Annotated in this window: 15 protein-coding genes; 4 read left to right on the top strand and 11 right to left on the bottom strand. The window is 58.9% G+C overall.

Annotated features, from left to right (window positions below):
* Window positions 1–276 precede the first annotated feature (276 nt).
* From dsrP to ACYQ2T_RS01445, 6 genes are read right to left on the bottom strand one after another with little or no spacing between them, the layout of a single operon-like run.
* The gene (gene dsrP, locus ACYQ2T_RS01470) at window positions 277–1,434 is read right to left on the bottom strand and encodes a sulfate reduction electron transfer complex DsrMKJOP subunit DsrP (protein WP_404845694.1); all 1,158 of its coding nucleotides are present in this window, start codon (window positions 1,432–1,434) and stop codon (window positions 277–279) included.
* A gap of 11 nt (window positions 1,435–1,445) precedes the next feature.
* The gene (dsrO, locus tag ACYQ2T_RS01465) at window positions 1,446–2,216 is read right to left on the bottom strand and encodes a sulfate reduction electron transfer complex DsrMKJOP subunit DsrO (protein WP_459897859.1); all 771 of its coding nucleotides are present in this window, start codon (window positions 2,214–2,216) and stop codon (window positions 1,446–1,448) included.
* 1 nt (window position 2,217) lies between these two features.
* A complete protein-coding gene (dsrJ, locus tag ACYQ2T_RS01460; protein WP_404845692.1) occupies window positions 2,218–2,601 on the bottom strand; it encodes a sulfate reduction electron transfer complex DsrMKJOP subunit DsrJ in 384 nt (127 codons plus the stop codon).
* A 14-nt stretch (window positions 2,602–2,615) separates the two neighbouring features.
* On the bottom strand, window positions 2,616–4,232 hold the full coding sequence (gene dsrK / locus ACYQ2T_RS01455; RefSeq protein WP_404845825.1) for a sulfate reduction electron transfer complex DsrMKJOP subunit DsrK: 1,617 nt from the start codon (window positions 4,230–4,232) through the stop codon (window positions 2,616–2,618).
* 15 nt (window positions 4,233–4,247) lie between these two features.
* Complete coding sequence (dsrM, locus tag ACYQ2T_RS01450) at window positions 4,248–5,291, bottom strand: sulfate reduction electron transfer complex DsrMKJOP subunit DsrM (protein ID WP_459897857.1); 1,044 nt, start codon at window positions 5,289–5,291, stop codon at window positions 4,248–4,250.
* A gap of 33 nt (window positions 5,292–5,324) precedes the next feature.
* Window positions 5,325–5,897 (bottom strand): RsbRD N-terminal domain-containing protein, encoded by a 573-nt coding sequence (locus ACYQ2T_RS01445; RefSeq protein ID WP_404845690.1) that lies wholly within the window; start codon window positions 5,895–5,897, stop codon window positions 5,325–5,327.
* A 357-nt stretch (window positions 5,898–6,254) separates the two neighbouring features.
* Here ACYQ2T_RS01445 and ACYQ2T_RS01440 point away from each other — a divergent pair, with 357 nt between their 5' ends.
* Window positions 6,255–8,006 (top strand): B12-binding domain-containing radical SAM protein, encoded by a 1,752-nt coding sequence (locus ACYQ2T_RS01440; protein ID WP_459897855.1) that lies wholly within the window; start codon window positions 6,255–6,257, stop codon window positions 8,004–8,006.
* Entirely contained in the window at window positions 8,003–8,662 is a 660-nt protein-coding gene (locus ACYQ2T_RS01435; RefSeq protein ID WP_459897853.1) for a precorrin-8X methylmutase, read from the top strand. Before ACYQ2T_RS01440 ends, ACYQ2T_RS01435 begins: the two co-directional genes overlap by 4 nt.
* Before the next feature lie 120 nt (window positions 8,663–8,782).
* Here the strand turns inward: ACYQ2T_RS01435 and ACYQ2T_RS01430 are convergent, their stop codons facing one another.
* The gene (locus tag ACYQ2T_RS01430) at window positions 8,783–9,133 is read right to left on the bottom strand and encodes a hypothetical protein (RefSeq protein ID WP_459897851.1); all 351 of its coding nucleotides are present in this window, start codon (window positions 9,131–9,133) and stop codon (window positions 8,783–8,785) included.
* A gap of 277 nt (window positions 9,134–9,410) precedes the next feature.
* Here ACYQ2T_RS01430 and ACYQ2T_RS01425 point away from each other — a divergent pair, with 277 nt between their 5' ends.
* Entirely contained in the window at window positions 9,411–9,815 is a 405-nt protein-coding gene (locus ACYQ2T_RS01425) for a hypothetical protein (RefSeq protein WP_404845686.1), read from the top strand.
* A 99-nt stretch (window positions 9,816–9,914) separates the two neighbouring features.
* Here ACYQ2T_RS01425 and rbr read toward each other — a convergent pair whose 3' ends face one another.
* The 4 genes from rbr to ACYQ2T_RS01405 all read right to left on the bottom strand — a co-directional run bounded on the left by rbr (window position 9,915) and on the right by ACYQ2T_RS01405 (window position 15,591).
* On the bottom strand, window positions 9,915–10,490 hold the full coding sequence (rbr, locus tag ACYQ2T_RS01420; RefSeq protein WP_459897849.1) for a rubrerythrin: 576 nt from the start codon (window positions 10,488–10,490) through the stop codon (window positions 9,915–9,917).
* Between the two features lie 82 nt (window positions 10,491–10,572).
* Entirely contained in the window at window positions 10,573–11,019 is a 447-nt protein-coding gene (locus ACYQ2T_RS01415; protein WP_459897847.1) for a Fur family transcriptional regulator, read from the bottom strand.
* Window positions 11,020–11,366: 347 nt separating this feature from the next.
* On the bottom strand, window positions 11,367–12,491 hold the full coding sequence (locus ACYQ2T_RS01410) for an integrase core domain-containing protein (protein ID WP_459897495.1): 1,125 nt from the start codon (window positions 12,489–12,491) through the stop codon (window positions 11,367–11,369).
* Between the two features lie 1,447 nt (window positions 12,492–13,938).
* A complete protein-coding gene (locus tag ACYQ2T_RS01405) occupies window positions 13,939–15,591 on the bottom strand; it encodes an FAD-dependent oxidoreductase (RefSeq protein WP_459897845.1) in 1,653 nt (550 codons plus the stop codon).
* Between the two features lie 239 nt (window positions 15,592–15,830).
* Here ACYQ2T_RS01405 and ACYQ2T_RS01400 point away from each other — a divergent pair, with 239 nt between their 5' ends.
* On the top strand, window positions 15,831–17,429 hold the full coding sequence (locus ACYQ2T_RS01400; protein ID WP_459897844.1) for a DNA repair protein RecN: 1,599 nt from the start codon (window positions 15,831–15,833) through the stop codon (window positions 17,427–17,429).
* The last annotated feature ends 64 nt before the right edge of the window (window positions 17,430–17,493 follow it).

The raw sequence follows: 17,493 nt of genomic DNA, 5'->3' as shown, positions 1-17,493 counted from the left end.
TCGGGCGTGTGGATATTTTTTTGGGGGGCTTTGGTGGGTGGGGTTGGGCGGTGAGAATCCCTGTCATGAGTGTGTAAAGAAAGGGACAGACGATCCCACCCATCCCTATTTTCGGGGCGGCTTCCGCCCCGAAAATTATGAGGATTCTCAAGGAAATCATTTCCTTGAGCCGCCGGAGGCAAGCCTTTCCTCTTCCTCACGCCGCGCAGGCGCGACAAAAAAGGCCCGCTCCTTTTGGGGAGCGGGCCTTGTGGTGTCATGAAGCGGAGCGCGCGTTTAGGAGGCGGCTTCCTTCTTGACGCTGACGGCGATCTTCCACAGCACGGTCACGATGAGCGCGCCGAGGGCGTAGATACCCATGGAGATGGTCAGCTCGATGCCGGTGGGCATGTATGGGGTAACACCCTCGAACATATTCGGGATGAAACCAGCCACGACGAGGCCGAGGCCCTTGTCGATCCAGGTTGCGATAACGAGGATGATGAGGGCGAAGATGAGCACCGGCTTGCAGTTGCGGGTCTTGGACGGGATGAGCAGCACCAGCGACAGGATGGCGAACACGGCCGCCGTCCAGAAGTAGGGCACCATCTCGGTGTGACCTTCCAGACCGGAGAACAGGTAGACGATGGACGCCTTGTGTCCCGGAATGTTGGAGTAGAACGCGGTGAACAGTTCGAGCATGAAGAAGAACACGTTGGCGGCCATGGCGTAGGTGATGATCTTCGCCAGGGTGCGCACGGCTTCTTTGCCGATCTTGAAGTCCGCGACCTTCTCCACGATCATGAGCAGCAGCAGCATGATGGCCGGACCAGCGCAGAACGCGGAGGCCAGGAAGCGTGCAGCCATGATAGCGGTCAGCCAGAAGTGGCGGCCCGGGATACCGGCGTACAGGAACGCCGTCACGGTATGGATGGAGAACGCGAAGGGAATCGAAAGGATTGCCAGCGCGCGCACCCAGTTCGCGTAGGGGACGCCTTTTTTCTGGGCTTCAAGGGAGGCCCAGCCCACGATGATGTTCAGGAGCATGTATCCATTCAGAACCATGGCGTCCCAGAACAGGATGGAGTTCGGCGTGGGGTGGATCAGCAGGTTGAACAGCCTCTGGGGCTGGCCAAGGTCGACGATGACGAACAGCAGGCACATGATGATAGCGCCGATAGCCATAAACTCGCCGAAGACGACCAAATTGCCGAACTTTTTATAATCGTGCAGGTAATAGGGCAGCACCAGCATAACGCCGGAGGCGGCCACACCAACCAGATAGGTCAACTGGGCAATGTAGAATGCCCAAGACACGTCACGGCTCATGCCCGTGACAGCCAGTCCCTCCTGGAACTGCACCACATAGGCGCCAAAGCCTATGGCGATGAGAACCAGCAGGAAGCCTATCCAGCTCCAGTATCTCTTATCTCCAGTAAGCGCTTTTTCCAGCATGGCTCACCACCTTAGATGATGTAGAAGACGCTGGGGCTCGTGCCCAGGTCCGGTTTGCGGCGGATGGTGTAGTGTTCCGCCAGGGCTCGCCTGACCTCGGAGTTCTTGTCTTCCAGGTCGCCAAAGAGGATCTTGCCTTCTGCTGCTTCGACGCAGGCGGGCATTTTGCCCTGAGCCAGACGCTCGACGCAGAAGTCGCATTTTTCCACCACACCCTTGGTGCGTGTGGGGTATTCGGGATTCTCTTTTTTCAGGCCCTTGCGGGGGTCCTGGAAGTTGAAGCTACGCGAGCCGTAGGGGCAGCCAGCCATGCAGAAACGACAGCCGATGCAGCGGTGCATGTCCATCATCACGATGCCGTCTTCGCGCTTAAAGGTCGCCTGCGTGGGGCAGACGCGCACGCAGGGCGGCTCTTCGCAGTGGTTGCACAGCAGCGGGAAGGGGCGGTGCTCCACATCTTCGGACATGAACTCAGCGTGAGCATGCGGGAAGGTGTGGTGGAAGCTCTCCAGCCACATCCACTTGATTTCCTGCGGTCCGTCGAACTCAGGAACGTTGTGGTAGCTGTGGCAGGCCTCGATGAGGGGCTTGTAGTCGTCCGCAGAGTGGAACTTGCGGGTATCGATGACCATACCCCAACGCTTCGCGGTGCGCGCCTCGGGGCTGGGGGTCATGTGGTCGTAATGGGGCAGGTAGCTGGCAGCAGCCTTACCTGCACCAGCGGCCACACCAAGCGCCGTGATGCCCGCGACCTTCAGGAAGTTGCGTCGAGTGTTTTTCATCCTACATACCCTCCTTGGGAGCGATATGGCAGTCCCAGCAGTACGGGCTGACTGCAGCGGCGTCATGGCACTTGTCGCAGAACTTCTCCTTGGAGGAGTGACAATCCATGCAGGTTTTCTGCAGGCTCATCTCGAAGTGCTTGCCGGTCTTCTTGCTGGTGTAGATACGATTGTTCATACGAACGACTTCATCGCGCCATTCGTTGAGCAGATGCATATGTTCTGCCTTCATCCACTGTGCATCCTCGATGCATTCCTTGGCCTTCGTGGGCTTCTGCAGCTCGGGCGTTTCATACGCCGCCTGGCCCACGTTGTACCAGAACGGGAACGTCATCAAGCCGAGGAACACAATGATTCCGGCTATGATTTTTCCACCGTCATACATTTAGGTACCCTCCATTACTCCACGTTGGGCAGGTCTTCACCGCGCAGGTCCGTCTCACGCTTTCCTTCACCCTTCATAACAAGGGCGTTGGCCACAAGCTCGTGCACACCGGTTACGTCAACACCGGGTGCCCAGTAGTTCGCCAGCGGCGGCAGGGTCGCACGGTCGATGGCGCAGATGGTGGCGAGCATGTTCACGTCGTGCTTTTCCTGCACGTGGCGCAGGGCGTTGCCTCGGGGCAGACCGCCACGCATGCGCATCTCCATGAACTCGTCCGTGTTCAGACCGGAGCCGCCAGCGCAGCAGAAGGTCTTTTCGCGGATGGTATCCTCGGGCATCTCATAGAAGTTGTTACACACGCTCTTGATGATTTCCCGGGGCTCGTCGAGCAGACCCATGGCGCGAGCCGGGTTGCACGAGTCATGGAAGGTCACCCGCAAATGGTCGTTACGGCTGGGGTCCAGGTTCAGCTTGTCGTGCTTGATCAGGTCCGAGGTGAACTCGGTGATGTGGATCATGCCGGTAGACGCGGAGTTCTCGAAGCGCGTTCCCGTGATGGGGCTGACCGGGGTTTCCAGACCGGAGGGACCATTCATGGTGTCCATATACTGGTTGATGACGCGCCACATGTGGCCGCACTCACCGCCGATGATGTACTTCACGCCCAGTCGCTGGGCTTCGGCGTACATTTTGGCGTTGAGCTTTTTCATCATGGAATCGGAGGTGAACAGACCGAAGTTGCCGCCTTCCGAAGCGTAGGTGGACCAGGTGTAGTCAAGGCCAATCTCATGGAAGAGCATGAGGTAGCCCATGTAGGTGTAGGTGCCCGGGTCGGCGAAGATGTCGCCGGAGGGGGTGATGAAGAGGACTTCGTGGCCCTTTTCGTTCACGGGGCAGTTCACCTTCACACCGGTGATGTCCTCGATGTCTTCAACCATGAACTCCATCATGTCGTAGTAGGCATGAGGCTGGATACCCATGTGGTTGCCGGTGCGGTTCGAGTTGGCCGCAGGCTCAAGGATCCAGTTGATGTTCAGGCCCAGCTCATGGAGGATTTCACGCGCCATCATGGTGATTTCCGCTGTGTCGATGCCGTAGGGGCAGAACAGGGAGCAGCGGCGGCACTCAGTACACTGGTAGAAGTAGAGGAACCATTCCTTGATGACGTCCTCTTCCAGCTTACGGGCGCCGGCGAGCTTGCCAAGAATCTTCCCGGCCAGCGTAAACTCGCCGCGGTAGATGGAGCGCAGCAGCTCGGCGCGGAGCACGGGCATGTTCTTGGGGTCGCCGCCACCGATGTAGAAGTGGCACTTGTCGGCGCAGGCGCCGCAACGCACACAGATATCCATGAAGACCTTGAAGGAGCGGTACTTGTCGAGGCGCTCGCGGAAAGCGTTCTTGACGATTTCGCGCCAGTTCTCGGGCAGCTTCCAGTCTTCATCGGTGGGGGTCCATTCCCTGGCATGGGGGAACTGGCCCTTGGTGGCGTCATTGAGATAGTTCACCACATCGGGCTTGCCGGGGTAACACCAGTTGCCCGGATGGAACTCGGGCGGAACATCCATCCAATTCTTTGAAGGAACTTTGTAGTCGTACTGCAAAAGTTCTTCTGGTTTCACATTCCAAGCCATCATTATCTCCTTGGGCTACTGGGCCTCGGTTTCGGCCTGTTCGACGGTCTTTTCCACGGGCAGACCGGCATCGATCATCTTTTCGCGGAACTCGTCCTCGTAGGCGGCGTAGCTGTGCGCCTTGATGGAAGGATCGTTCCAGGGATTCACGTGCCGCTTCGCCCTGTTGTTGTTGGCCAGGTTCCTGGTGGGGCTCAGGAAAACACCGCCCATGTGCATCAGCTTGCTGAACGGGAAATACGCGATCAGCACACAGACCAAGAAGAGATGGACATAGAACACCACGCCAACCTCAGGCAGCTGTGCCGGGGGCGCAAAGCTGAACAGGCCCATGGTGATCTCCTTAATGCCCATGACGTCCGTCTTGGCAAAGAAGCGCAGCAGGATGCCGGAACAGGCGACAGCCATGATGAGGAACAGCGGGAAGAAATCATTCACCATGGAGATGTAGCGAACCTGCGGCAGCAGGATACGGCGCAGCAGGAGCAGCGTAACGCCGAGCACCAAGGTGACGTCCGTGATGTACAACGTGGGCGCGCCAATCTGCAGGAATCCGTCCACCCACTCAATGCCGGTAAGGAAAGCGGGAACGGGGTTCGTAAACAGACGGAAATGCCGCACAAAGACAATCAGGAAAGAATAATGGAAAATCAGCGCAAACAGCCACAGCCACTTGGCGGAAGCATAGCGGACCTTCATGTCCACTCCGTCCTCGGTGCTTCCAAAGCGCTGCACAGCCAGATTGCGGAACAGGGAACGGAAGAACAGCACTTCCATTGCCATGCGTACGAACACCTGCCAGCCAGTGGCGGGGTTGTCGTACTTGTCATGTTTGATCCAGCTATGGGAAAGCTGCTGTCCCGCAGTTGTTGGAATGCGGAACGGGACGGGCGATTTGGCCCATCCGATCACCTTCATGACGACGCCCACAAAGAACAGAGCGATCGCCAAATAGGGAATGACGATCCCAAAAAGGGTATGCATTCCCAGCGCCCCCGCACCCAACAGAGCGATCAGGATGAGTGCGAAGACTGTGAACAGTGAATACAAAGCGTTCATAAGCCCCTACCTCGATTAAAGTTGCAGTGCCAGTTACCCGTCACCGGACTCCGGAGCATCATCGTCCTTTTTTTCGGCCCACTCCGAGAAGTCACAAACCAAGCCGGCTCTCCTCAAGAGACCAGAAAAACGCTGCTTTGAGTCATTCAGCCGAAGCTCAAAGAGTTTTTCGCGGCATTTGGTGTAAATGTCGAACGCAATGAGTACCACGGTGTCCACATTGGACTCGAAGTCCCACAGGTCTTGGATGCATTCCTGCGAAAGCGCTTCGCCGGATTCCTCAACCTCTTTCGATGCGGCCTCGCGCACGACATGTTTGAGAAGCATGAATATGGCCGTGGCTTCGGAGGGAGAATACTCCTGCACCGCACGGATGCGGACCACGGTGTCGATAAGCGGAGCGAGGCGGTCGGAGGCCTCGTCCTGAAGAAGTTCGTCGTAGATGCCAGAGATGGCGGTCTTGATGTTCACCCCAACCGGGTTGCCCCAGGGGTGGTCCTTTTTCAAAAAGATGGAGCTCAGACCGGGGTAGGTCTTCACGATGAGGTCGAACCACCGTTCGAGAATATCGTCGCGCCGGGTCGTAAGCAGTTCTGCTAGCTTCATGGAAGACAACACTCTGTTGGAAGAAGGGAGATTTGCGTGCTTGGTCTGCAGGATGTTTCGCGTTTTACTGAAATATCCCGCAGATTTTGTAAACACGTGATAATCAATTTCAACCATGCACGGACAGGCGGATGCCCCCCTTATTCAGACATCCGCTCATGATTGAAACTTGGTCAGCATATAATGAATGTTAGGCCACTTCGTCAAACCTATTGTTCATTTTTTCACGACCGTGGTATGCCGCCCTCGGGCAGCCTACCCGGTTTTCCCTGGAAGTCGAACTCTGCTTCGGGTACACCCGCTGGAGCGGAAGGTCCGCGCCCAAATGCCAACCGTCAAGGACGTAACAAAACGACCATGCCTCACAGACTCAGCATTCTGCTCATCTATCCCTATTGGCTCGAAGAGCGCACCCACACCGAAGACGTTGTCAGCGTCCCCATCGGGGTCTACTGGATCGCCGCCATGCTCAAAGAGCACGGCTTTGATGTGGAGGTCTGCAACTGGCACGACAAAGTCGGCTGCGGTGATGACATCCGCGCCGAGCTGGAAGCAAAGAAGCCCGATCTCATCGGTTTTTCCGTGCTTCAGGCCAACAGGTTCGGCGCGCTTGAAATAGCCGAAATCGCCAAACAGGTGAACCCCAAAGTTATAAATGTTTTCGGAGGTGTCGGCTCCACGACTCTTTCGGACTTTTTCCTTGCCTCATCGGACAATGTGGACTGCTGCGTCATTGGCGAAGGCGAATACACCATGCTGGAGCTCGCCCAAGCCCTTGCCAATACTGAAACAGACTTCTCCCACATACACGGGCTTGCACTACGCGACAAGGCCGGAAACGTCATCCACACCCCGCAGCGCGAACGCATCCGCGACCTGGACGCCCTGCCCATTCCTGCACGGCACTTCTCGTACCAGCACGTTGCCCTTTCGCGCGGATGCCCGGGGCGCTGCACTTTTTGCGGTTCCCCCGCCCTGTGGGGAGCCAAAGTCCGCTTCCGCAGCCCAGAACATTTCGTGGATGAACTGGAACTGCTCACACAGCGCGGCGAAACATTCTTTTATGTTTCCGACGACACGTTCACCATGGACAAAAAACGCGTCATCGCCGTGTGTCAGGAAATCCTGCGCCGGGGACTGAATATCGAATGGGCGGCCATCTCGCGTGTGGACCGCGTGGACGAGGACATCCTCTCGTGGATGCGCCGGGCGGGCTGCATCCAAATCAGCTACGGCGTAGAATCCGGCAGCGAGGACATCCGCGAATTTCTGAACAAAAACGTCCGCACAGAAGATATACGGCGCGCCTTTGACCTCACCACGCGCTACGGCATCCTTGCCCGCGCCTATTTCATCTACGGCAGCCCCGGCGAGACCGAGGAGACCATTACCGCGTCCCTTGACCTCATCCGCGACATCCGCCCCCTTATTGTGCATTTCTTTATCCTGTCCATCTTTCCGGGAACAAAGCTCTATGAGATGTACAAGGAAAAGACCGGCGCCACCGACGACGTCTGGAACGCCCCGGTTGAGGACATCAAATACTTTGAGATGGACGACACGCTGGACCTTGCCACGGTCGAGGCCTACGGCGCGCGCCTGCGGGAAACCTACTATTCGTGGCTGCCGGAGTTCGTGGACGCCATCGAACTCGTGGACGACCCCGAATTCGCCCCCTTGCACGCGGACTTCCTCGCGCGCCTTGGCATGACCTTCGCCCACGGCGACTACGCGTCCAATCTGCACGTGCTGGACTCGCCGGACATCGCGGAGAAGCTGTTCCGCCGCGCCCTCGCCTACCATCCTGACGCCACAGCGGCCCTTGGCCTTGGCATGATGCTGCAAAAACGCCGGGAATACCCCGAGTCCATCCGTGTTCTCGCCCTTGGACTGACCGGCAACCCCGGCCACGAGCGCATCAGCCTTGCCCTTGCCGTTAGCCTCATGAACTGCGGCGACTTTGAAAAGGCCCTCGCGCTGGCCGAACCCTTTTCCGAAACGCCGCAGGCCCTGCATCTGCGCATGGTTTGCCACCAGAACCTCGGCAACCACATGGACGCCGAGACCCTGCGCTTCCAGCTTGCCAAACTTACGGAGCAGTCCGCATGAGCGACACCCCAAAACTCCACTCCGCCTTTTCGCCGCACGGCATAGAGTCCTCGTCCATGGCCATCATCGACGCGGAAGTTCCCGAGCCGCGCCCCTTTACCGGCCACAGGTGGAACGTTGTCCGCCGCCTCATTCATACCAGCGCAGACTTTGAAATGCTGGACCTTGTGCGCTTTTCTCCCGGCGCCGTGCGTTCCGGCGTCGCCGCCCTGTCTTCGGGCTGCGCCATTGTCACAGATACCGAGATGGCGCGCATGGGCATCCCCATGCGGCGCATGACACCCCTTGGGTGCACCGTCACCTGCCTCATGAATGATCCGGACGTTATGGCGCAGGCCAAGGCCACCGGCCACACCCGTGCCCGCATGGCTGTGGATACCGCCGTGGAGCGCCTCCAGCCCGCCATTTTCGTCATCGGCAACGCGCCTACCGCCCTGCTCCGCCTTATGGAGCACATTGACGCCGGCGCCATCCGCCCCGCCCTTGTGGTGGGCATGCCCGTCGGCTTCGTCAACGCGGCGGAATCCAAAGCCCTACTGGCCCAGCGCACGGATGTTCCTTTCATTACCATTGCGGGCCGCAAAGGCGGCTCACCCCTTGCGGCGGCTTGCGTCAACGCCTTGGCGGACATTGCCCTCACCGCCGCAGGCGAATAGTCCACCGCGCACCCCATCCATCAAAAACAGGCACAGGGCCGATCCCTCGCGGAATCGGCCCTGTGCCTGTCTCTGCGTCAAAACACCGCCACAGCCCCACACGGAGGCCGCAGGCGGCGGTTAATTCATCATTGTGCTTTCGGTGCCACTCAGGACGAGATGGGATTCCATCTCCAGTTCGGACGATTCGTCAATGACGCCGCGCGCTCGGGTGGCGGAGGAGGTCATCCGCGCCATGATGCGCTGGTAGCGCTCGCGGTCCGCACCGCGCAGGCCGTCTTCAAAGCCCTTTTCATTCAGCATTCCCAGCATCTGGCTCATGGCCGATGCCAGTTCGCCGTATTCACGAATCATTCTGTCGCAAATGCCGCCTTCGCGCATATCCTCAAGAAAGGCTACACGCATGGTCTGCTCTGCGGTGTTCGTCCGAAGTGCCGCACCTTTTTCGCCAAATCCGAAGTCGTATTTCATGGCTGCCCTGCTCCTGTGCCGCCATCGGCGACGGGTTTCGCTCGCGCGGGATGCGCTCCAAGGGCAAAAGCAAAAAGCAGTCCAGACCGTGGAAGGTCCCGCAGCGCCGCGCCTATGCATACCGTGCAGGGCCTTTGCCCATGGCTCACAGTTGCAGCAAGGCGGGAAATTGACGGTGGGACCTAATGTTTTGGCCCCCGCCGCCGAAAAGAGGTGTAGCGGAGACGCTTTTGGACGTCTCTGGCCCACGTGAATTTGCAACAGATGGAGGCCGAGCATGCCGCAGGTCGTATCCCTTGACGCCTTCAGGGCGCGCAAGGCGGCGGTCGCATCACCACCGCTCACACCGTACCCACCGCCCGTCATCAACGACGGGCAGATATTCGCACGGAACTATTCACAGCTGGAAAGCGTGGTCTTCGCCGTTTTGAAAATTCGCGAGATTTTGCGCTACCACGTGAAGGACAACGAGGAATGGCAGTATCACCTGCTCTGTCTGCTGGATGTGGCCTACCACTTCGAGGCCGCCAAAAGCCAGCTACTGGTGGAGACCTGCCACGCCCTCAAAGAATACATCATGACGTCCATGACGCAGGACAACGCCAGCGACCTGACCGCGGCCCTGCTTCTGTGCGATTTGGTGGAAAAGTCCCCGGCCCGGTCGTCCGCGCCAGACATCTAGTCCGCGCCAAGCGGCACCACCCCCACAAAACAACAGCCCCCGGCGCATGCGCCGGGGGCTGTCTTTTTCATATCGCGGCTGGCCGCGACCACTCAGGGGCTACCAGTTTTTGGTCAGCACTTCGAAGTGCGCCTGAGGGTGCGCGCAGGCGGGACACAGCTTTACAGCTTCGGTGCCCTCGTGGATGTAGCCACAGTTGCGGCAGCGCCACACGATGGTGTCGCGCTTCTTGAATACGGTGCCGTTTTCGATGTTCGCGGCGAGGTCGCGGTAGCGCTCGTCGTGGAACTGCTCGGCCTTGGCAATGGCCTCGAAAATGGCGGCGATTTCGTCAAAGCCTTCCTCGCGGGCGACCTTGGCGAAGGAGGGGTACATGTGCTCGTGCTCTTCCTGCTCGCCAGCGGCAGCGGCCTTCAGGTTCTCAAGGGTGGAACCGATGGTGCCAGCCGGGAACGCCGCACCAATCTCGACCTCGCCGCCCTCAAGGAGCTTGAACAGGCGCTTGGCGTGTTCCTTTTCCTGATCAGCGGTCTCGGTGAAGATGGCGGAAATCTGGACGTAGCCTTCCTTCTTGGCAACGCTGGCCCAGTAGGTGTAGCGGTTGCGTGCCTGAGATTCGCCGGCAAAAGCAGTGAGAATGTTCTTTTCTGTCTGCGTACCCTTGATGGATTTCATGTCGAATTCTCCGTTCGAGTATGTTTAACAGTTCGCTATTGTAGAGGATATGTCAGAAGTCTTCTTCGTCAAGAGGGGGAGACTACTGTCTGGTCTGGGTTGCGGCTTCGGGCATGGCGCCCTCTTCGTCCAGCTTCTCCTTGCACGCGTCGCACAGGCCTGTAAATTCAAGCGTGCCCCGCGTAATGGAAAACCCTTCGCACCGGAAATTTTCAAGGGCGGGGAGCGTTGCGTCACCCAGCACCTCAACATCGCCCACACGGCCACACCCCATGCACCGCACGTGGTGGTGATCCATAGGATTACCGTCAAAGCGCTTCTGGCTTCCGGCCGATTCCAGTTTCAATATCTCTCCGCTCTCGGAGAGGACCTCCAAGTTGCGGTAAACAGTTCCAAGACTCACCCTTGGGAGCCGCTCCCGCACAATTTCATACAACTCATCAGCAGTTGGATGACTCGTGAGCTTGCGGAGCTCCTCCAGGATGATTCGCCGTTGCTTCGTCATCCTCTTGGGACTCTTTGCTTCCATATCGGCACCCTCCTTACACAAATAGGAACTATTATCGTTAAGCGTTTTCGTCAAGAGGAATTTTGCGTTTTTTCGTCGGAATGGCAAGGGGTGGTGGGGGTGAGGGTGGTTTGGGGAGTGGGGGGGGAGGCAGTGGAAGAGAGAAGAGGGAGAGGGAGAGGGGCGGTGGTAGTGCTTTTTGTTGGCGGGGCCGAGAGGTGCTTTCGGTGGAATTTCTGGGTGTTGTCGCCGTGTCTCCGACGGCCAAAGGGTGATGGGGGAACCTTGCAGGATTTGTACAACCCGGAACATGGGTAACACTTCTGTCCGGGAACATAGGTAACAGGTTCTGGCGGTACAGGTTGCCCCTAGGGCCTGACTAAGCCTTTTGTGTCTGAATCATTCAGTACTCCTAAAAAGATTGATCCAGCATAGATATTCATACCGCCCTTTTGGTTTGGCAAAAGGCCCACTGTGCATCGGTGCAGGCTTTGACTGATAAATCTGTGATGTCCCCTCCATTGTATGGAGCCGCTTCGCTTCACTCGCCTCAGAATATACTCAGGGGGGTATACGAAATCTGGAAGGATTCTTGGTGGGCGTCTGCTTGATGGCGCATAAAGAGCAGCAGGCGTTCGCATGCCTAAAGCTTCATGACCGCGGCTATGGTTGTAAATCCTCCGCCATGTCTGACACCTGCGTCTTTGGCGGCGAAGAGTGTCTGCTCTACGAAGTTCTCGCTTTAAAGAGCGGTGCATTCGTTCGTGCGCACCATTTTGTTGAGGCTTTCCCGGTTCAATGAATTCCACGGTTATTCCGAGGCGAAGCCACTGGGCGCTAAGGCGCGATATTCCTCCGGCCGCACAGCTCGCAAAGGGAATTCCATTATCCACCCTGATAATTTGAGGTAAGCCGAAGTAGGAAAAAACACGGTCACAGGCTTCTTGTGTTGGGGCCAAGGCTGGTTGGGCAAGTGGATCACAAGCCAAAACGTAACGGCTGTGCAGATCCATTACAGTGAAGGGCCAGCATTTCTTACGATTGGGCAACTCAAACCAACCTTTATAGTCCATTGTCCATACATGATTAGGATGCCTTGCTTCAGTGAGCTTGTTGGGCCAGTTGCGGATAACAACATTACGGCGTCTGCGGGGCTTGCTAAGTCCTTCCTTTTGGAAAATCAAAGCAATCGTACTTGGCGCCGGAGGCCTTAGGCCAAAGCGATCGCTTACTTCAGATGCTATTTTCTTTGGCCCCCAACTTGGATTTGCTTTGCGCAAAGCAATGAGGGCCTCTCGCATCTCGATTGGCGTGCGATGCGGACAATTTCGCGGAGCTCGACTGTGTTCGCTTAAAGCAAATATTCCATGCATTTGTGCGCGATTGAGCCATTTATAGCCAGTTTTTCGGCTAATGCCATATTTTCTACAAAGCCAAGACATGTTCTCAGCTCCTGACCCAGCCTCTACAACAAATCGAATCCGTTCATCCATAGGTCTTACCTCTGTCCAGGGCATACGCTACCTCCAGGCAGACTATGCCTGAAGTGTTACCCATGTTCCCGGACTAATCTGTTACCTATGTACCCGGACTGTACCATTCCCCCCGCACCCTCTGGACACCCGTCCCCCTCCGGCCGGAGCCGGATTGTTGGAGGTGGTGGATGTGGGGCGGTCTCGGGCGTGGTTTTTAGGCTGTGGCTGGGCGGGCAGGCCGGGTGCTGTGCGCGGGTGTTGGCGGTGGGCGCATGGTGGAGTGCGGCACGGGCTTGGCCGCTCTGAACGCTTTGAAGCGTTCGAAGGCTTTGGTGTTTCTGTGCTTCGCGCGGGGGGATGGCGGTTGGGGAGGTGATGGCTCGGGTGGTGAGATTTTATTGATCGTGGCGGGCAGGCCGGGTGCTGTGCGCGGGTGTTGGTGGTGGGCGCATGGTGGAGTTCGGCACGGGCTTGGCCGCTCTGAACGCTTGGAAGCGTTCGAAGGCTTTGGTGTTTCTGTGCTTCGCGCGGGGGAATGGCGGTTGGGGAGGTGATGGCTCGGGTGGTGGGATTGTATTTATCGTGGCGGGCTGACCGGGTGCTGTGCGCGGGTTTTGGTGGTGGGCGCATCGCGGAGCACGGCACGGGCGGGACCGCTCTGGACGCTTTGAAGCGTCCGAATGCTTTGGTGCTTCTGTGCTTCGCGCGGGGGGATGGCGGTTGGGGAGGTGATGGCTCGGGTGGTGGGATTGTATTTATCGTGACGGGCAGGCCGGATGCTGTGCGCGGGCGTTGGTGGTGGGCGTGTGGCGGAGCACGGCACGGGCGGGGCCGCTCTGAACGCTTGGAAGCGTTCGAAGGCTTTGGTGCTTCTGTGCTTCGCGCGGGGGTATGAAGAAGACAAATGAAGAAGGCAGTGCCGAGGCCTCAATGAATGAAGGACATTACTCTTCTCGGCGGGCGTCCCATGGGAGCTTCGCCCGTTTAAGGTCCCGTTCTACAGGGATTCTCACCGATCATCCGGACACGCCAACGCCCCCCAAAAATACACTCTCCCATCCACACGGACGGGAGCCACACAGGGGTGACGACAGTGCCCTCCAAGAGCACCCGGCTTGTGCGCACATGGGATTCCAAAGGGCCCCCGGCCCTTTGGCCTGCGGAGCAAAAAAAGCCTCGTCTCCGCCCCTTCCACAAAGCCAGCCCCGCCTCCCTTTCCCCGGGAGTCGTCAGGGGTGACGACAGTCCCATCCACGCGCACCCGGCCTGTTCGCACTTGGGATTTTTAAGGGCCCATGGCCCTTAAACCGCCGGAGGCACTTCTCCTCTTTTGCCTCGTTCCCCCTGCTTTCCGCTCTCCTCCGCAGCCCTGCCTGCCCTCTCCCTTCACCGCCACAAAAAAGAGCGCCCCGTCTCCGGGGCGCTTTCATGATTGGTGATGCCGCCATCCCTCCTCGCGACCGCTCTACTCGCCTTCTGGCTTTTTCCAGTAGGGGTTGGCGATGTCTTCGAAGACGGAGAGGGCGGCGGTGGAGCCTTCGCCGACGGCGGTGACGATTTGCTGGACGCCGCCGATGACGTCGCCGCAGGCGTAAATCCTGGGGATATTCGTGCGCATGTGGCGGTCGGCGACGATGTAGCCGTAGTCGTCGGTTTTGACGCCGAGCATCTGGGCGATGGTGGTTTCGGGACGCCAGCCGATGGCGACGAATGCGCCGGGGACATCGAGTTCGGTTTTGGTGTCGTCCTGAATGTTACGCAGACGCACGGTCTTGAGGCCATTGTCGTCGCCGACAAATTCCTCCACGACGGTGTTCCACAGCACGGGGATGCCCTCGCGCTCCACGCTTTGCTGCAGATGCTTCTCGGCGCGGAAGCTGTCGCGGCGATGGACGATGGTGACGCCTATACCCATGTTGTGCAGGTGCAGAGCTTCGGTGAGTGCGGAGGAGCCGCCGCCGATCATGAGCACCTCTTTGCCTTTGTAGGCCCAGCCGTCGCAGCTGGCGCATACGGAAACGCCGCGCCCGAAGAGTTCATCCTCGCCGGGGACGCCAAGGCGCTTTGAAGACGCGCCCGTGGCGAGAATAAGCGCTCTGGCCACGTAGTGGGTGCGGTCCGTGAAGACTTCGATATCGCGTCCGACCTTGACCTCGCGCGCTTCTTCCCCCTCTTTGACGAGGCCGTACTCACGAGCCTGTTCACCGATGAGGTCCATAAGCTGAATGCCGCCGACCTTCTTGAAGCCGGGATAGTTCTCCACCTCCGGCGTCAGGGCAACCTGCCCGCCGACCACACCTTTTTCCAACACGACGCTGGCGAGGCCTGCGCGCTCGGCGTAGATGGCGGCGGTGAGTCCCGCAGGACCGCCGCCGACGATGACCACGTCCACCTTCTTGACGTTGTCGTCCTTTGGCTCGGCCATGGCGTGTTGCAACTCATCGGCGGACTTGAGGGAGACCAACTCGGCAACGAACCGCTCCTCGGGGTAGAGGCCGCGCTGCTCGAACGTTTCGTTAATTATGGTCTTGGGCAGAGCATTGGCGCTGTATTTTTCGGCGAGGTCGGGATTCTCGCCAGTCTCCACGCACTCGGCGGAGACAAGGTCGGGGCGGTGCATGGCGGCGCGGAAGGCATTACTCACCTGTCCGGGACAGTACGGGCACGTGGGGCTGACGAACACCTTCACCGCGCGCTCTTCGTCCAACTCCTTCATAAGGTCGGCGGACACGTCCGAGAGGCGGCTCTCGCCAAAGGACAGCAGCATCACCGCTTCGATGAATGTGCGGGCCTCCTCGCCGAGAGGCGCGCCGATGTAGCGCAAGCGCACAGCGTCCGGCTGCAGGACCACGGTTGGCGAACGCGTGACGTCGCGCTCTTTCGCATGGTCGGAATCGCAATCGTGAAAGGTAACGGCAATCTTATCTGAAAGTCGCCCAAGGTCGCGGCAGAAGCCGGTTGTGGCGTCATTATAGGGGTCGTTCTCGCCCTTGCGGGTAAAGACCTCGATGGCAACGTCGCCCTTCAGGTCTGCAAAGGCTTCCTCAAGGTGCTTGCGGCTTTCCTCGGGAATGAACCAATCGCCGGAGTCGGCGGAGTATTCTTCTGGTGCAGTCATTAGCATTCTCCCTCTGCATAAGTGGCCGGTTCTTCTGGGAGTTCACGAAATCTCCACATGCCGGGGCGTAAACCCCATATCCTCCTCAGACTATCACCCGCTACGGGACCGCACAAGCCTTTCCGGCTGTCTGCGGCGCCACTCGCAGGCGCACTTTTGTTTTCGCTGGGCACGGCTACCCGGGGAATAGGGATTGGCAAAATCACATCCCCAAGGTACAGTCCGCTCCGGGTGAAATCATGCTAGAATACCTTCGCATACAACATCTTGCACTCATAGATGATCTTGAGTTGGACTTTTCCCGTGGGCTGAACGTGCTCACGGGTGAGACTGGCGCTGGCAAAAGTTTCATCCTGCGCGCCATCAACTTCCTTACCGGCGACAAGCTGGGCCGCGACATGGTGCGCCCCGGCAAGGACAAGGCCGTGGTGGAGGCCGTCTTTAATGTGGACGGCGAGGAACGCATCCTGCGCCGCGAGCTCTCCGCCGAAACGGGCCGCAGCCGCCAGTTTGTGGATGACAAGCTCAGCTCGCAGTCCGTGGTCCGCGAACTGCGCCCCAGCCTGCTGCTGCACACCAGCCAGCACGGCCAGCAGCGTTTGCTGGCCCCGTCCTATCAGGGCAAAGTGCTGGACACCTTCCTGCCCGACCGCTCCCTTGTGGAAGAAAAAGACCGCCTGCTTGGCGCAATGACCGCCCTCATCAAGGAGCGCGAGCACCTCACCCAGCGCATCCGCGAACTGTCCGACAAGCGCGAATTTCTTGAGTTCCAGCTGGCTGAAATCGAAAAGGTGGACCCGCAGCCCGGTGAGGAGGATGAACTCCTTGCCAGCAAGCAGTCGCATCAAGAATCCGCACAGGCCGAGCAAGCCATTGAGGGCGCCCTGTCCGTCTTCTACGGCGAGGACGGCGGCCTTGTGGACCGCATCGCCTTTCTCTCGCGCGAATTGGAGCACCTTGCGGACCTTGATGAAGACTGGCGCGAGGACGCTGAATCCGCCGAGGAAATCCGCCTACGCCTCAGGGACCTGGAAAACCGCCTGCGCGGCGCAGACCGGGGGAACGGCGGGGACGCCGATATTGAGCAGATTGAGGCGCGCCTGTTTGAAATCGCCCAGCTCAAACGCAAGCTGAACCGCACCCTTGAAGAGATTGTCGACTTCAGGACCGAAATCGACAACAACATTTCCTTTCTCGACTCCTGCACGCTGGATCTCAAACAGCTGGAAAAGAAGCAGGACGAACTGTCCGCGGAACTCGGCGGCGTGCTGGAACAGCTGAACAGCGCGCGCAGGGGCGCCGCCGGAGAGCTTGCAGGCGCCCTCGCCACGGACCTGCGCGGCCTCGGTTTCAACGAAGCCGTCGACGTGGAGTTTGAGTTTCTGCCCACGGAAGTTGCCCCCGGCCTATATGAGGACCGCCCACGCCTGCTGTGGATCCCCAACCCCGGGCAGCATCCTCAGCCGCTGGACAAAATTGCCTCCGGCGGTGAGCTGTCGCGCTTTTTGCTTGCCCTTGTAGGCCTCATGACGCGCGAGCGCATCCCCACACTCATCTTTGACGAAGTGGACGCCGGCATCGGCGGCCTCACCCTCAACGCCGTGGCCGACCGCATCGCCGCCCTCGCAGACAACCGTCAGGTCATTCTCATCACGCACTGGCCGCAGCTGGCGTCCCGCGCCGCGCGGCATTTTCAGGTTTCCAAGCACATCATGGACGGCGCCACCCACGTCACCTGCCAGCGCCTTGACGACGCCGAAGTCTTTGCCGAACTCGTCCGCATGGCGGGCGGCGGCGCACAAGGCGAAGCCATGGCGCGCCAACTCACCTCCTCCTAAGCATCTTTGCCTTCCGTCACCAGTGCGTCATGTTTTGTATGACAATCTGGTGACGGGAATATGA

The sequence above is a fragment of the Desulfobaculum senezii genome, from assembly GCF_054657395.1.
Note: the sequence above shows the minus strand (reverse complement) of the source record. Positions and strands in the feature narration are given on the sequence as shown.

Coding starts and splice junctions, on each gene's coding strand:
- dsrK (WP_404845825.1), bottom strand. CDS start 4,232: ATGGCTTGGAATGTGAAACCAGAAGAACTTTTGCAGTACGACTACAAA.
- ACYQ2T_RS01400 (WP_459897844.1), top strand. CDS start 15,831: ATGCTAGAATACCTTCGCATACAACATCTTGCACTCATAGATGATCTT.
- dsrP (WP_404845694.1), bottom strand. CDS start 1,434: ATGCTGGAAAAAGCGCTTACTGGAGATAAGAGATACTGGAGCTGGATA.
- ACYQ2T_RS01435 (WP_459897853.1), top strand. CDS start 8,003: ATGAGCGACACCCCAAAACTCCACTCCGCCTTTTCGCCGCACGGCATA.
- ACYQ2T_RS01425 (WP_404845686.1), top strand. CDS start 9,411: ATGCCGCAGGTCGTATCCCTTGACGCCTTCAGGGCGCGCAAGGCGGCG.
- ACYQ2T_RS01410 (WP_459897495.1), bottom strand. CDS start 12,491: ATGGATGAACGGATTCGATTTGTTGTAGAGGCTGGGTCAGGAGCTGAG.
- ACYQ2T_RS01415 (WP_459897847.1), bottom strand. CDS start 11,019: ATGGAAGCAAAGAGTCCCAAGAGGATGACGAAGCAACGGCGAATCATC.
- ACYQ2T_RS01440 (WP_459897855.1), top strand. CDS start 6,255: ATGCCTCACAGACTCAGCATTCTGCTCATCTATCCCTATTGGCTCGAA.
- dsrM (WP_459897857.1), bottom strand. CDS start 5,291: ATGAACGCTTTGTATTCACTGTTCACAGTCTTCGCACTCATCCTGATC.
- ACYQ2T_RS01430 (WP_459897851.1), bottom strand. CDS start 9,133: ATGAAATACGACTTCGGATTTGGCGAAAAAGGTGCGGCACTTCGGACG.
- ACYQ2T_RS01405 (WP_459897845.1), bottom strand. CDS start 15,591: ATGACTGCACCAGAAGAATACTCCGCCGACTCCGGCGATTGGTTCATT.
- ACYQ2T_RS01445 (WP_404845690.1), bottom strand. CDS start 5,897: ATGAAGCTAGCAGAACTGCTTACGACCCGGCGCGACGATATTCTCGAA.
- dsrO (WP_459897859.1), bottom strand. CDS start 2,216: ATGAAAAACACTCGACGCAACTTCCTGAAGGTCGCGGGCATCACGGCG.
- dsrJ (WP_404845692.1), bottom strand. CDS start 2,601: ATGTATGACGGTGGAAAAATCATAGCCGGAATCATTGTGTTCCTCGGC.
- rbr (WP_459897849.1), bottom strand. CDS start 10,490: ATGAAATCCATCAAGGGTACGCAGACAGAAAAGAACATTCTCACTGCT.